Genomic DNA, 14,839 nt, shown 5'->3' on the forward strand with positions numbered 1-14,839 from the left:
GAACGCCCGGCTCTTTTAAATCTTGCAATACTGCAATAACACACTTCTTTCAATCCACCACCAACACCCGCGGCGACGCATTTTGAATAGACTTGGAAGCTGCCCAGCAGCCCAGGCCTGCGGCGATGATACTTAAGGGAATCATCGAGGCGATGCCTCCACCGTTCATGATTAGCGGAACTTTAACAATCCCGTAGTCGGCCAGGATCACGTTAAGCAGCGGCGGGAGACCTAATAAACCTAGAGGAATCCCTACCAGCGCACCGATCCCCGATACGACCAGGATGCCGGTGGTTTCCGACAGTCGGATCTGGCGGGAGGTCATGCCGATGGACTTGTAAATGCCGTAGGTACGGCTCTCTTTCTTCATATTAATCCGGCAGATGCTGTAGATGATCACGAACGTAATGACGATAAACATCAGCGCCATAACGGACATTGGCAGAACGATGATTTTGATCGCCTGCGAGAATACCTCATCCACTAACGAAGCCTGACTGGCGATCCCAAGTACACTTCCATACCGCTCTTGCAATTCATTTACGAATGAATCAACTGGAGTGCCCGCATTCAGATTAATAAAGGTTGTGCTCATCGCACTTCCATAGCCCGGATTACTTGTTCTGATGACGTCGGCGGTAATCCGCCCCGAATTGGACATGTTCGCGATCGCCTGGTAGATTCCAGTGACGGTCAGCGTATGTTTTGCCCCTTCAATATAAATATCCATTGTATCGCCTGCCTGGATACCTAGCGTTCTGGCAACATTCACTCCAACCGAGATTTCATTGGCAGACACAGGGTTATGGCCGTTCACATTCTCATAGCCTATTTCGTCATAGTTCCCATCCGCGACCGTCAGTAAGATTCCCATCGTATCCTGTTTCACGGCAGCCCCGTTCTTCGGAGGAATTGGCACCACCGCATTGGCATCCCCGTACCGCGAGTAATTGTTAACCCTTGGGTCGGAGAGAACTTCTTCCTGAAGCTGTGCAAAAGTCATTTTAGCCGGGTTATCGATTCTGATGGACAGATCGGCCGAATCATACCCCCATTTGGCAATGGTTCCATGGATGGAAGCAATGCTGTATACGAACAGGAACCCGAAGACGAGTACAGCGGTGGACAACGCCGAGATCAGCACAATCAGCAGCGAACCCCGGATATTCTTGGTGACACTTCTTAGCCCGATAATCATCGAGATTGGAAGAGCGCCCAGTTGCAGGAGCTTTCTTTTCCATGTTCCAGTTCCTCCTGATTGGTGGGAGTACTCCTTCTCGGACATGCCGTAACGAACGGCTTGGGCAGGCTCAACATGACGCGCTTTATTCGCAAACAGCAGAGCCGAGAGGAAAATTACTGCAACAACAGCCACGCTGGTCCCCACGCCTGTAACTGATAATAGATCATTCATCCCTGATGAACCTGTGTTGAGATAAGCCATAGAACCCGCAACAATGGTGCCGGAGAGGATATTGCTGACCAGCATCCCCGGGATGACCGAGACGAGCGCCAGGAAGGTATATTGCGCAACATAAGCCATAATGACTTTGCGGGAGGATAATCCGACGGATTTAATAATCCCGATCGTTCTGTAGTTAGAGAGGATGGCATCGGCAATCGTGAATCCCAAGGTATACAAGGCAACACAGATCATGACAACAGCCAGAAAAATCATCACGAAGCTAATCACCTGGTTCGCAATCATATAATAGGAAGACAAGCTCTCGAAGTCTTTGACCGACTCCAGATAGGGGGTCCCCAGATACTGTTCGAATCTCTCCCAGTAGGCTCTCTGTTGACTGTAATCCTCAAACCTTAGTCCGGTCATATACTTATCTTCGCCCGGCAAAAGGGTCATATGCTTAGTATAATCCTCATGATTCAGCCAGATTCTCCCGCTCGTCGCAAATGGCGAACAGTAGGAAATATCCACGACGACGGCCGCAACGTTCAACCGGATGGTCCCTTCATCTGTCTTGAATTCAACCGAATCGCCCACATGAATATCATTGGGATACGCCAGCGAGGTGGGAATCCAGGCGGTTCCTGCTTCCGGTGTGCTCTGTTCTTCCCCTTCCACGAACTGCAGCCGGTCCACGGGAAAAGGTCCTGTTGGCGCATCCATCATGAACAAGTCCGCATTCGGAATCTCTTCTCCAGCGTGCGACATACTAGACAGATAGCGGTAGCGCATCAAATCCGAGACCGTTACGCCTTGCTCCTCCTCCCACCATTTATGTATCTCGACCGGATCGTGGATGCCATTCTCCATCTGCAATATTTGGTGAGCGCCACGGGACTGATCATGAATACTCTCATACATCCGGTTGGTGTTGTTGAGAACGGACACGGCGGTCGAGAGGAGCAGGGCTGCCAGCATGATGATGATCGCAATGAAGCTGTTTTGCACTTTTTTATGCTTCAGGTTCGTCCAGCATAGTTTCCATACCGCATACATCCGCTACCTCTCCTCCCCTGACATGAACATGAAAATTTGGTTTTCTCTCGCTTTCAATTGTTCCGGTGCATATTTGCCTAGCTCCAGAATCCCATCGATCGTGCCGTCTTTGACCAGGATTAGCCGGTCCGCCCTACATGCAGCCTGGATATCATGCGTCACCATAACGATCGATTGCGCATTCTGGTTCATCCCCGTCAAAAGATCCAGAATCACTGTGCCTTGCTCCTGGCTTAATGCCCCTGTAGGTTCATCTGCAAAAATCACCTCCGGCGAATTGATCAACGCTCTGGCAATCGCCGCTCTCTGCTGTTGTCCTCCCGATACCTGGGATGGCAGGCGCTCGGCTTGAGCCCCGATCCCCATCTTGTGCAGCAGGCTTAATGCCTGCTCGTTCACCCCGCTTTTGCTGCGGCCGGCCACGTATCCCGGGAAAGCCACATTCTCCAGCAAGGTGAAATCAGGAACCAGATTGATAGATTGATACACATAGCCGATTTTGTTGGAGCGGAAATCCGTAAGTTCTTTCTCTGTATATGCATCAATTCGCTGTCCCTTGAACATCACTTCTCCGGAAGTGATCCCGTCCAGGCCGCTGAGGAGGTATAGCAACGTAGATTTGCCCGAGCCCGAGCTGCCCATAATTACCGTAAAGTCACCTTTGTATACTTCGAGATTAATGCTCTTAGCTGCAAGAAATTGTTCATTGCCTGAGGAGTAGATTTTGCATAGATCAACAGTCTTGATTAAGACTTCTTTGCTGGGATTCTGTGTTATCAAGGGGGGCGCCTCCTAAAATCAATCTTATTCTTCTTTCTGATCTTCGCCTGACTGTTCAATCTTAAGATCGCCAGTGTCTGAGATAAGCTTGACGAGTGGCCCGCCCTCACCGATATAACCATCCTGATAACCCGGCAGCGTCACCTGAACGGTTCCAGAATCTGCAGAGAATTGGGTACGGAGAGCATGAGGCGCTTCTGCTGTCTGGATGGTAATATCTCCAGTATCCGAGGTTGCGTGGATATCTTGACGGATGCGCTCAAGCGAGGCAGTGATTTCACCAGTATCCGTCTCCGCATGAATGGTCCCCTCCTCTATATCCAGCTTGATGGAACCCGTGTCGCTTACCGCCCGATATTCCTTTGCCATGATGGGGCCAACCTCAATATTTCCAGTGTCTGTGACAACCTGTAGCTGGTCTAGTTGAGTCTCAGGAATCCCTACCGTGAGCTTAAGATCCGTATAGATATCAAAAAAGCGGAGCCGGCCGTCCTGAACAACCTCAATGCTGGTCTGCCCCTGATCCTGCGTGATATTCAGCCGGTAATCCTTCTGCAACGACTTAGTCGTCTTCCCCCCCAAAGTTGCCTTGATTTCATCTCCTTGAACAGGAATCACATCTATCGTTCCCGTCTCTGTATGGATAAGGAGCTTGGTGGTCTTGTCCATCTGTATAGGCTGTTCAACCGAAAGCTCAACCAAATTGAATGGTGAATTGCCTAACAGATACAGCACTACATTTCCAATGACTCCAACAGTAATCAGTAGAAGAGCAAGTCTGGTTACGTTGCGGGATCTATTCTTCAAAAGAGGTCACATCCTTCCTGATGACAGTCAGATTATATTTCAGGTACCGGATCACAAGATTGTAATATACCCGGGTGAACTTCAATGCTCCAATGACGATCAGAAGTCCTCCGCCGGCCAGGACCGCTAAAGAAGCGACAAAGGGCAGCAGAACGATAACCAAGTTGAACAATCCCAAACTCACCGTTGCCTTAACCGCCCTAGTTACGTTTAAGAGCGTTGGGGATTTATCCGCTTTTTCAATTTGCGACTGGGTCAGTAATTCACGAGCGATCAACCGGGGATGGCCCAGCTTGGAGATGATCTCTGCTTCAGACCGCCCGCTTAACCGGGCAAATTCGAAATGCTCCTTGAATTCACCCATAAGTTCAGCACATTCCTCAGGAGGAAGCAGCTTCAGATACCGTGCCAATTCATTCAGATAGGCCTCTTTATTCAATCCGATCCCCCCCAATGATCTCCTGCACTCCTATGGCAAAAGCATTCCATTCCTCTATCATGTCGTTCATGACTCTCCTTCCCTCATCGGTAATCTTATAGTACTTCCGGGGCGGCCCCTCACCCGATTCAGATAAATAGGTGGAAAATAGCCCTTCCGCAGCCAGCCTTCTTAATAACGGATAGATGGTGCCCTCGGCTATGGCGAATTTCTGCGAGATCTGTTCCACCAGTTCATATCCGTAACGGTCTTTCTGCGATGTCAAAACAAGAACACAAAGCTCCAGCACACCCTTCTTGAACTGAACATTCAATACTTATCACCACGCTTTATTTAGTACTGTGTAATGCACAGTAGTTACTAATACAAAGATTACCATCCACTACTGTTTATTGCAAGGTAGCTGGAGGTAATAGTTGTATTTCACGTTTACTCATAATTTTCTCACTCCTTAACATTAATCCTTCAGATGTAACTATCGGAGATCAATTCTATACTGTTGGGACTGCTCAAGGCTATTGTAATGATTGCTTTCATATCCATTCTAATCGTTTATCTCTCGTTACAATGGGCTTAATTCATTATGAATTTTTTAAGCTATGGGCATATGCCGTGATGGATATAGGTTATAGTCCATAGACTGTTGACGAGATAGTATTTGAGGAGGTTACCCATGGAAACGAATTATCAACAAGTTGCCTGGAATTGTATGAATAAATATGTTGGTCTTACTACAAGCGATGGTCAGTCTCACGACGGGTTTGTTGCTCATATCGATCAGAACTACGTTACACTTGCCATTCCCACCAATGAAATCATGGGCCAGATGAACGGAATGCCTGCTAACGCAACAACCTACAGACAATTCGGATACTATCCGGGTTTCTACCCGCGCCGCCGCTTTTATCCAAGACCGATCCCCTTTGGTGCCATTACAGCTTTGTACTTGCTTCCATTTTTCATTTAATAATGATTAGGGAATTCGTTATTGCATGGGCATCCGCCCAGTTCTTTATGTGGGCATTAGCATAGGATGATGTATAACCATGCCAGACCACGTTGTATTGGATACCAGGGGCCGGAAGTTTTTCGTACGAATCTGCGAGATTGTCAGGATCATGCCAGAATAGATTTTTGTGAAGAAGCTACGATAGTAGAGATCCCCTCAGTGTTACCCTAGCTTGGCGAGGAAAGCGTCAGCAGGGCGCCTCCACAATGAGGACTTGGCAGTTTCACTACAGCTTAATCGCCCGCGAAGAAGAGAACGAAATGATCCCGCTCTGTGCCGACGAAGGGATTCAGACCATGTCCTTTTAAAACCTTTTCTACGCTCCGGGAAGTTTGAGCTTAAAGCCTTTAGCCGTGTGGGTTAAAGGCTCTTTTTTATGTTCCGATCACTATTCGTTCAGGGAATTGGATACGGAGCCATGTTAGCACAGTGAAGGAAAGGTAACTTGTTCTCGTTGCGTAAGTTGAATAAAAAAAATTCCAACAGACATAATATAGAAATGGAATTTTCAGGGCTGATTGAATAGACCGAGGGGGATGCGGATATGAATACCTTTTGGCGGAAAAAGCTGTCTATGAAGTATAACCAATCAGAGCTGAAGCCGCAGGTCCAACCCCCCGCTTTGAATGATCCTCTCACTGGTATTTTGGAGCAAGATCTGTTAAAGATCAAAGAAACGTTTAAGAAAAGTAACGATGTGCTTTTTAGTGAATTCAACCTGGGGATCAATGAAGCCATCCGGGCAGCTATCATCTATACCGACGGTTTAGCAGACACCACAATCATTCAGAACTCCATTCTGGATTCATTGATGCATGAAACCAGCCAAATGGAAGGCGGATTGGAGGGCCTGCCTACCGAATTTCTTTACAGGTGGATTAAGAAACGCAGCTTGACGGTTGGAGCAATGACGGAGCTCACGGATTTCGACTCTCTATATACCTCTGTCTTGTCCGGGAATACGGTTATTCTCTTTGACCGTTTTGTCCATGCGATATCTGTAAATACACCAGGCTGGGATGAACGGGGAGTCAGCGAGCCGGAATCACAAACCGTCGTTCGCGGTCCCCGGGATGGCTTTTGTGAAACCCTTCGAACCAATACGGCACTGGTGCGGAGAAGGATCAAGAACGCCAAGCTTTTTTGTGAACCTAAGCAAATTGGCCGGTTGACCAAGACTGACCTTGCTGTCATGTATATCCAGGGTGTCGCTAATGATAAAGTGATTCAGGAGGTTCATGAACGGCTGGATCGGATCGATATCGACGGCATTCTGGAGAGCGGTAATATTGAAGAACTGATTCAAGACGAAACCTATACTCCTTTTCCTACCGTGTACAATACGGAACGTCCTGACGTGGTTGCGGCGGCTCTATTGGAAGGTCGGGTTGCCATCATGATTGACGGGACTCCCTTTGTTCTTTTGGTTCCCGCTTTATTCATACAAAGTCTGCAATCAGCTGAAGATTATTACCAGCGGTCAGATGTAAGTTCTTTGATTAGAATTCTTAGATACCTTTGCTTTCTTATCGCGTTGTTGGGACCTTCCATTTATATTGCCCTTACTACCTTCCATCAGGAAATGCTCCCAACGCCGCTGCTGATCAGCTTGGCTGCGCAGCGGGAGGGTGTTCCTTTTCCTGCTTTCGTAGAGGCCCTTGTTATGGAGGTCACCTTCGAGATCCTTCGGGAGGCTGGTATCCGTATGCCAAGGGCTGTTGGACAAGCGGTCTCGATTGTAGGGGCTTTAGTTATTGGCCAGGCATCTGTAGAAGCAGGAATTGTATCGGCTGCCATGGTAATCGTAGTTTCTATAACTGCAATAGCCAGTTTTGTCATACCTGCCTTTAACATGGCCATCTCCGTAAGAATGCTGCGATTTGTGATGATGGCGTTGGCGGCCTCATTTGGATTGTATGGCATTACATTAGGTCTATTAGCCTTGTTGCTGCATTTGAATTCTTTGCGCTCCTTCGGTATTCCATATATGGCTCCATTAAGCCCATATATTGCAGATGATCAGAAGGACGCGATTCTTCGGTTTCCGCTAAAGAAATTATTAATGCGCCCCCGCCTAATTAGCCCAAAGAACCGGACTCGCGAAGAGAGCTCTTCTGCATCCAAACCGAAGTCAAACCAATAGAGTGTTGTATGGGAGGAGTTAGGTATGCGCAGAGTCTCAATCTTTTTCATGACTGCTCTTTGCCTGCTCTTGATTACAGGCTGCTGGAACCGGAGAGAATTGAATGATTTGGCTCTGGTAGTGGCCATGTCCATAGATAAATCAGACGACCAATATATGGTAACCTTACAAGTAGTTGATGCAGGAGAAGTATCCTCCAAGATAGGGACCAGTGGCAGAACCCCTGTCATCACCTATTCAGAAAAAGGAAAACACGTCTTCGAAGCTATCCGCAAAATGACGACGGGAACTCCAAGAAAATTGTACTTCTCCCATCTCCAAATGCTTGTCATTAGTGAGGACATTGCGAAAGAAGGGATTAGCAAATCTCTGGAATTTTTATCAAGGGATCATGAAGTCCGCAAAGATTTTTTCGTGGTCATAGCCAAAGAAGAACAAGCCAAGTCTATTCTGGAAAACATTACATCGCTGGAGAAAATCCCGGCCCAAAAAATGAAAACCTCCCTTGAAACATCGCAAAAAGTATGGGCTCCAACCGTTGCCATTCAAATAGATCAACTCATCGCTGACTTAACCAGTGAAGGAAGTAATGCTGTGCTTACAGGAATCATAATTACAGGGAACCCCACTACAGGTACAACGTTAAAGAACGTGACCAAAACGAGTTCTTATTCCAATCTGAAGTTTCAGGGTGTCGCTGTTTTTAAGAAGGATAAATTGGTTGGATGGCTTAATGAGGAGGAGAGCAAGGGCTATAACTATATTAAGGATAATGTAAAAAGTACAGTTGCTCATATTGAATGTCCTGGGGGCGGTGATCTGGTCATGGAAGTTCTCCGATCCAAAACTAAAGTGAAGGGTAAAGTGGTAAACGGTGAGCCGAGCATCGATATCCATCTAAGTGCCGAAATCAATATTGCAGAAGTAGAATGTCCAATTGATCTATCAAAAATTGAAAACATTATAGAACTGGAACAATCTATTAACGAAAAAGCAATTAGTGTTCTCGAAGCCTCCATCCGGAAAGCCAAAGAATTGGGATCAGATATCTTTGGATTTGGAGAAGTGATCCATCGCGCTGATCCACAGGCCTGGAAAACATGGAAAACGGATTGGAACAAGCACTTTGCAGAAACTGCCGTTACTATCCATTCAGATTTCAAAATTCGGCGAACCGGAATCGTTAGCAACTCTTTTCTCGATAAAGTGAAGGAGTAGAAGCCTGTGTTAGGAGCTATAGAGATACTGATGGTTTCTTCATTAATCAGCCTTTATGAAATACCCCAACTGATTCAAGACAAGCGAAAAATGGATCTAATCATGTTTAGCCTGATTCTTGCCATCTCGACCGGATTAAGTATAGCGCTTGCTTTAAATATTCCAGTCCCTAATCCTGTGGATTGGTTAAGACCGATTTTTGATCCCGTCAGCAAGTGGATTGATAATCTATTAAAGTAAAGGGGGTAAAGTCATGCCGACGGTAAAAGAAAAGATATCCATCCGTCAATTTATCATATTAACAGTCATATTTACTATGGGCAGCTCGGTATTGAACGGTACCACAATGCTTGTACGACTCGCCCATCAGGACGCGTGGCTGGCTAGTATCATCGGCATCATTTACGGTGTGCTGCTGGTACTGCTCTATGGTTTACTGACCCAACGCCACCCTAACCTTAATTTAGCCGACTACATTGACAAGGTGTTAGGGAAGTGGTTCGGCACACTTATGAAACTCTCCTTTAGCATTTATACCCTGTTGCTCTCATCAGCCTTGCTTCGGACCCTCGGTGACTTTTTAACGACACTTATTCTGCCGGAGACACCCATTCAAGCCGTTGAGATTGTTTTTATGCTCACACTCATTATGGGCGTACAGCTCGGGCTTGAAACGTTTACCCGAACTTCAGAGTTTTTATTTCCATTTATTATGTCTTTTATTATCCTTATCGCCTTATTTTTGTTACCCCAAATGAAGCTGGTGGACAATCTGTCTCCCGTTCTGGAAAATGGAATCAACCCCGTATTAAGTGCCTCTTACCGTTTGCTCGGGATTCCGTTTGCAGAATTGATCCTCCTGCTAATGATTACCCCTCATATCACCAACCGCAAAAAAATCCGTAAAAGTATGTTGCTTGGTGTGCTTGGCGGCGGAATTGTTCTAGTGATAATTAATGTGCTTTCGATTGCTGTTCTTGGAGCGGATGCCACTGCTGGACTCAGCTATCCGACTTATGAGTTAGCCAAAGAAATTAGTATCGGCAATTTCATTCAACGCATTGAAGTATTGGCCGGAGGGATAATATTCATCTCTCTATTCGTGAAGAGCATTATTGTCTTTTATGTAATGATTGTAATAGTAACGCATACCTTCCATGTTAGTAATTACCGCATAATCACACTACCTTTAGGAATGCTTGTTATGGTGCTATCTATAATCATATTTCCAAATGTTATATATTTCCGCAATCTTGCCTTTGTGTTTTGGCCTACGTTCACATTGCTGCATGGTTTGATCTATCCCGTTTTGTTGCTTGGGATCGATTCCCTTAGACGACGGTTGAATAAAACGAAAGCGTCCCTGGAGAAGTAATTAAGACTCGCTATTGGCGGTTTTACAAAATAAATATCCATTTTGTCTACAAATATCCAAATGTTTAAATTGATCGTAATGAGTATCACTGGTAATGTTTGGAGAGAACGGAGGATGAACAGGCCCAATTCAATTATTCTGCTCGAGATGTTGGGATAGGTAACGTAATGAAGAAGGTCGTTCCCTGTCCGTATTCGCTCTCCACCCGGATGTCCCCTTGATGAAGGGATATGATCTGCTTCACAATCGCCAGCCCCATACCACTGCCTTCATACTTCTGGCTGTGGGAACGATCTGCTTTGAAGAAGCGGTCGAATATTCGTTTTAAGTCCTCCGGGAGAATTCCGATACCCGAGTCCGATATATGGACCGTCACGTTCTTGTAATCGGGTATAATCCTGACGTGAATCCGGCCACCCTCCTTGGAGAATTTGATGCCATTGCCGAGGATATTGGTCCATACCTGATTTAGCTGGTCCGGGTCGGCCGTGATCATGGCGGATGGCAAATCAAGCTCGAACTGAATGTTACGGGCTGACCATTGGGGCTGCATAGCGACAATTACCCGTCTGATCTGTTCATCCAGACTAAATGTGGTGAGTCGCATCTGGGATGACTGAGCTTCAAGCAAACTCAGCTTGAGGAGGCTATCACTTATTTTGGACATGCGCGCCGCTTCAGTGATGATAATATCGAGAAAATCGCTTCGTTCGGGCTCCGGGAGGTCTACCTGCTTAAGCGCTATAGCATAACCGGAAATGGAGGTGAGCGGAGACTGCACTTCATGGGACACGTTGGTCACGAACTCCCTGCGCATCTGCTCAAGCTGCCGTAAATCGCGCATCATTTCTTCGAAGCTGCGGGCCAAAGTCCCTAACTCACCTTTTTGTTTAATATTGAGCTTGACGTTGAAATCGCCACCCGCGATACGCCGGGTCGCTTCCGTCAGTTTTTTTATCGGTCTCACCAGGAACATCGCGAAAATTAGAATCAATAGGCTGCCTGCAATTAACGAATAAACCCAAAAAGCTACAACAAACTTGATGAGAAATGAAGTGGAAGACGGATTGAGGGGCTCAACAAACATGGCGCTGTTGCCCATTTCCGTTTTTATCGGCAGTCCCAAGAAGATTGTATTGATTCCATTGACTCGCACCCTACCTCCCTCCAGCACTTTCTTCACTTGTTCCGTAGTCACAGGGAAAGGATGTTGCCCTTTAAGCTCTCCGTAGGACTGAAACTGATCCTTTGCAGTATAGATTCGGATGTGGTAGGAATTGAGTTGCTTCATTTCAGTTAGAAACCGGTCTGCATCCCTTAACGGCAAAGTCTCGTAGATGCGCACAGTATCCTGCCCAAAGTCAAGTAAGGTAACTTGCAGATTCTCGTTTAATCCATCTTTGTAAATCAAGGTTGTTGCAAAAAAAGCAATGATGGTGCCCCCGATTACGGAGACCAGAAAGGTCAGAACTACACGATTATATAAGGAGCCGATCACTGCTGCACCTCTAGCCGGTAGCCAAGTCCGCGCACCGTTTCGATACGAAAATCGGAGATAGCTGCGAAACGTTCGCGCAGGCGTTTGATATGCACATCTATCGTCCGGTCATCGCCTGTATAATGGATTCCCCACACCTGATCAATTAATTGCTCCCGGGTATAGACTTGTCCCGGTAATTCGGCAAGTTTATACAATAATTCGAACTCCCTAAGCGGCAGAGTGAACGACTCTGTCCCTCTCATGACCTTATAAGTCTGCCGGTTCAGTGTGACATTGCCCAACTGGAGGATCTGTGTTGAACCTATACGGTATCGTTTCAACAATGCTTTGACACGTGCCATCAACTCAAGCGGATCGAATGGCTTCGTCAAATAATCATTTGTCCCGAGCTGGAAAGCTTGTACTTTCTCCCAGGTTTCGCTTCTTGCTGTCAACATTAGTAACGGAAGATCCGGGTTAGCTCTTCGCAACTCCTCGCATAATGCCCAACCGTCCATGACCGGCATCATAAGATCAAGAATAACCAAATCGACTGGCATGGAGGTATAGATGGACAGTGCCTCCTTTCCATCTGCAGCATCGATAGTTGCAAATCCGCCTTTGCTTAAAAAGAAACTGACAAGTTTGCGAATATTCGCATCGTCGTCAGCAACCAATATTGTAGGCATCCTATCCACTCTCCTAAAGAAATATCCTTCTTTGTTATGTGCAAAAGCGAAGAATGTCTACGTCCCGAAAACCTATTGCTGTCGCAGCCACCATATACGTCATTTATAGCTTTGATTTTACTTTAATGAAATTTCAAATGCGGAGCCAGCCTCACCTGCAAATACAATGCGGCCGTTGTCTGGTAAGACCACCTCATTCTTACCGCTGACCACGCTGTGGTTAATACAGATACCCGTCTGGTCATATACGGCAAAGCCTCCCTTTGCAGGAATCTTCACGGTCATGACTTTTCCTTTTACAGTCGCTGGTACCGAATACCATTTGGCATATCCGTCTGCTTGAATGGTTGTTACGGATTGTTTACCCCCATAGATTGGTTTCACTAGATCCTCACTGGCGTATACATAACCTGAGGCTTTCAGATACTCTCCTCCATCCTTTTTAGAGAAATGAATATCCATTGTATCCCGTCCGGCAGTACCAGGAATCTGCAATAGATTGGCTGCTTCGTTTGCTCCAAGAATCTTATTATTGGACATATACCCTGGATTCTCTTTATCCAGATGAATAGGCAGGATCGATGAAGCATTGAGATAGACCATGGATGTGGATTTTTCATTCAGCAGGTAATATTTTTTACCATCGCGCTTGTTCCATGAGGCGTTAATCTCCTTGGATAAGGCATTGGCTTCAAGCTTCTCTGCTTTATATTCTGAGAAAGCCAGTTGTCCGAGTCCTGGAATGGATATATAAGACCGGGACCAGAGGTAGGTATGTCCATTTTTCTCGACAACGAATTTCAACTTTTCTGTACCGTCGCCGTTAACAAAAGTACCATCTGCTGTATAGGTGTATTCTTGAGCCGGAATACCCGGAGCTGCAGGTACGGATACAGTCATTTGTCCAGCCGCACTTATTTTGATCTTCATCACCGAATTGTTGCCGCCATACATGCCTTCAGACTTGGACAATTCTTTAGGCATTGCTGCTTTCACGGGTATGCCAAATGATTGTTCCGGCTTTCGTTCTGTAATCATGCCCTTTTCCTCAAGTGCGCTGAGTAATAATTCATTCGCAATGAAATTATTGGTTAAGCTTGACCCGCCTGAAGAGATAACAGCTGCAGTCATATTGTATTCCGGAAGCACCACGAATGAAGACTGATAAGATAGCGTATCTCCGCCTTTCATGACGGCCTTAATGCCGTATTCGTTGAAGGGGAACAAGTTCACACTATCCCACCCTAACCCGTAAGACATGAGCGTATCGCTATCCTCTGGCCACATGCCTCTTTTATACTCTTCTTGCGCCATGGCTTCTACAGATTTACTGGAAAGAATGCCTTTTACCTCTCCCGTGAGGATTCTTGAGAATTTGACCAAATCTTCAGCGGTGGAATACAGACCTCCAGTACCGATAATATTATAATTCTCTTTTGGAAGCTGTCCCTTATAAAAAGGGGAATAGATTCCCGCCATTTCTGCCGGGTTAAGCACATCCTGTGGCGTTTTGGTATGCTTCATATCCAGCGGCTCTGTAAAATATTTGTGTATAAATGCCGTATAATTGATACCGCTAACCCGTTCGACCAGAATCTCGGCTAACGTAAAGCCATCGTTGCTGTAGACGGAGTATGCGCCGGGATCTGCCTTCAGGTGTTGACTCGCCAGTTGCTCCACAAACGTATCATGTGAATACGTGTCATTATCTCCGTACAAGGTGGCATTATTGGTTGAGGTGCCCAGAAGACCGGAGGAATGGTTCAGCAGCATCCTTGGGGTGATCTGTTTGTAGCGGTTATCTTTCATCGTGAAGTCAGGCATATAGTTCACAACAGGCGTATCCAAATCGATCTTACCCTCGTCCACCAGCTTCATTACAGCGGCTGTAAGCATCACTTTACTGGTTGAACCAATGCCATAGACCGTGTTCGAAGTAAGAGGTACTTTTCCGTTCACATCATTTTTGCCCGTTTGACCGGACACCACAATCTTCCCGCTATCAATGAGCGCATACTGCAGACTTGTCGTACCGTACGTCTCAGTCAGTAATTTGGCTTTGTCCATCACGGTCTTCTTCGTTGCCTCATACGTAAGGTTGCTGTTATTATTCATGGCAGCCGGTGCGGCCATTGCAGACATTGGAGCAAGCATCGTCAGCATGAGAGTCACAGCGGCTACAGTATTTCTTTTATTTACTGTCCTCATACTCAGCTTCATTTTTGTTACCTTGTTTGGTTTCATTCTGCATCTACTCCTGTCTTCATCTTGGTGTGAAGCCACCTTATCGGGGCACTAAAGACAGTATAACTAACCAAGATGTCCCCCTAATGACTACAACATGAACGGAGGATGAATGGGCCAAAAAAGGCTGTGCCATAATTAATACAAAAAGATCGCAGAAGATCAGTCCTGGAAGGAGGAACATAAAACCCGCA

General features: G+C 46.3%; 14 protein-coding genes. 6 read left to right on the plus strand and 8 right to left on the minus strand.

From position 1 onward, the window contains the following. Positions 1-49: 49 nt before the first annotated feature. The 5 genes from ACFSX3_RS19090 to ACFSX3_RS19110 are packed head-to-tail and all read right to left on the minus strand — an operon-like array spanning position 50 to position 4,800. Entirely contained in the window at positions 50-2,461 is a 2,412-nt protein-coding gene (locus tag ACFSX3_RS19090) for an FtsX-like permease family protein (RefSeq protein WP_209988331.1), read from the minus strand. Positions 2,462-2,464: 3 nt separating this feature from the next. Continuing rightward, positions 2,465-3,241 carry an ABC transporter ATP-binding protein gene (locus ACFSX3_RS19095; protein ID WP_209988328.1) on the minus strand — a complete coding sequence of 259 codons (777 nt, stop codon included), beginning with the start codon at positions 3,239-3,241 and terminating at the stop codon, positions 2,465-2,467. 24 nt (positions 3,242-3,265) lie between these two features. Then, a complete protein-coding gene (locus ACFSX3_RS19100) occupies positions 3,266-4,048 on the minus strand; it encodes a DUF4097 family beta strand repeat-containing protein (RefSeq protein ID WP_209988325.1) in 783 nt (260 codons plus the stop codon). Continuing rightward, positions 4,038-4,487 carry an HAAS signaling domain-containing protein gene (locus tag ACFSX3_RS19105; RefSeq protein WP_209988322.1) on the minus strand — a complete coding sequence of 150 codons (450 nt, stop codon included), beginning with the start codon at positions 4,485-4,487 and terminating at the stop codon, positions 4,038-4,040. The genes ACFSX3_RS19100 and ACFSX3_RS19105 overlap by 11 nt, the downstream gene beginning before the upstream one ends. Then, positions 4,480-4,800 carry a PadR family transcriptional regulator gene (locus tag ACFSX3_RS19110; RefSeq protein WP_209988319.1) on the minus strand — a complete coding sequence of 107 codons (321 nt, stop codon included), beginning with the start codon at positions 4,798-4,800 and terminating at the stop codon, positions 4,480-4,482. The genes ACFSX3_RS19105 and ACFSX3_RS19110 overlap by 8 nt, the downstream gene beginning before the upstream one ends. A 360-nt stretch (positions 4,801-5,160) precedes the next feature. Here ACFSX3_RS19110 and ACFSX3_RS19115 point away from each other — a divergent pair, with 360 nt between their 5' ends. From ACFSX3_RS19115 to ACFSX3_RS19140, 6 genes are all read left to right on the plus strand, one after another. Beyond that, the gene (locus ACFSX3_RS19115; RefSeq protein ID WP_209988316.1) at positions 5,161-5,454 is read left to right on the plus strand and encodes a phosphatidylinositol kinase; all 294 of its coding nucleotides are present in this window, start codon (positions 5,161-5,163) and stop codon (positions 5,452-5,454) included. A 79-nt stretch (positions 5,455-5,533) separates the two neighbouring features. Next, the gene (locus tag ACFSX3_RS19120; protein ID WP_209988551.1) at positions 5,534-5,617 is read left to right on the plus strand and encodes a DUF2642 domain-containing protein; all 84 of its coding nucleotides are present in this window, start codon (positions 5,534-5,536) and stop codon (positions 5,615-5,617) included. A 423-nt stretch (positions 5,618-6,040) separates the two neighbouring features. Beyond that, positions 6,041-7,639, plus strand: coding sequence for a spore germination protein (locus ACFSX3_RS19125; protein WP_209988313.1), 1,599 nt, complete (start codon positions 6,041-6,043; stop codon positions 7,637-7,639). Positions 7,640-7,663: 24 nt separating this feature from the next. Then, on the plus strand, positions 7,664-8,857 hold the full coding sequence (locus ACFSX3_RS19130; protein WP_209988310.1) for a Ger(x)C family spore germination protein: 1,194 nt from the start codon (positions 7,664-7,666) through the stop codon (positions 8,855-8,857). A gap of 6 nt (positions 8,858-8,863) precedes the next feature. Further along, complete coding sequence (locus ACFSX3_RS19135; RefSeq protein WP_209988306.1) at positions 8,864-9,097, plus strand: hypothetical protein; 234 nt, start codon at positions 8,864-8,866, stop codon at positions 9,095-9,097. A 13-nt stretch (positions 9,098-9,110) separates the two neighbouring features. Next, positions 9,111-10,232, plus strand: a complete 1,122-nt coding sequence (locus ACFSX3_RS19140) for a GerAB/ArcD/ProY family transporter (protein WP_209988303.1) — start codon at positions 9,111-9,113, stop codon at positions 10,230-10,232. Between the two features lie 133 nt (positions 10,233-10,365). Here ACFSX3_RS19140 and ACFSX3_RS19145 read toward each other — a convergent pair whose 3' ends face one another. From ACFSX3_RS19145 to ACFSX3_RS19155, 3 genes are all read right to left on the minus strand, one after another. Then, the gene (locus ACFSX3_RS19145; protein ID WP_209988300.1) at positions 10,366-11,730 is read right to left on the minus strand and encodes a sensor histidine kinase; all 1,365 of its coding nucleotides are present in this window, start codon (positions 11,728-11,730) and stop codon (positions 10,366-10,368) included. Beyond that, positions 11,727-12,401, minus strand: a complete 675-nt coding sequence (locus ACFSX3_RS19150) for a response regulator transcription factor (RefSeq protein WP_209988297.1) — start codon at positions 12,399-12,401, stop codon at positions 11,727-11,729. Before ACFSX3_RS19150 ends, ACFSX3_RS19145 begins: the two co-directional genes overlap by 4 nt. 117 nt (positions 12,402-12,518) lie before the next feature. Further along, entirely contained in the window at positions 12,519-14,645 is a 2,127-nt protein-coding gene (locus ACFSX3_RS19155) for a serine hydrolase domain-containing protein (protein ID WP_209988294.1), read from the minus strand. Positions 14,646-14,839: the final 194 nt, after the last annotated feature.

This window comes from Paenibacillus rhizoplanae (genome assembly GCF_042684125.1).
GTDB lineage: Bacteria > Bacillota > Bacilli > Paenibacillales > Paenibacillaceae > Paenibacillus_AQ > Paenibacillus_AQ rhizoplanae.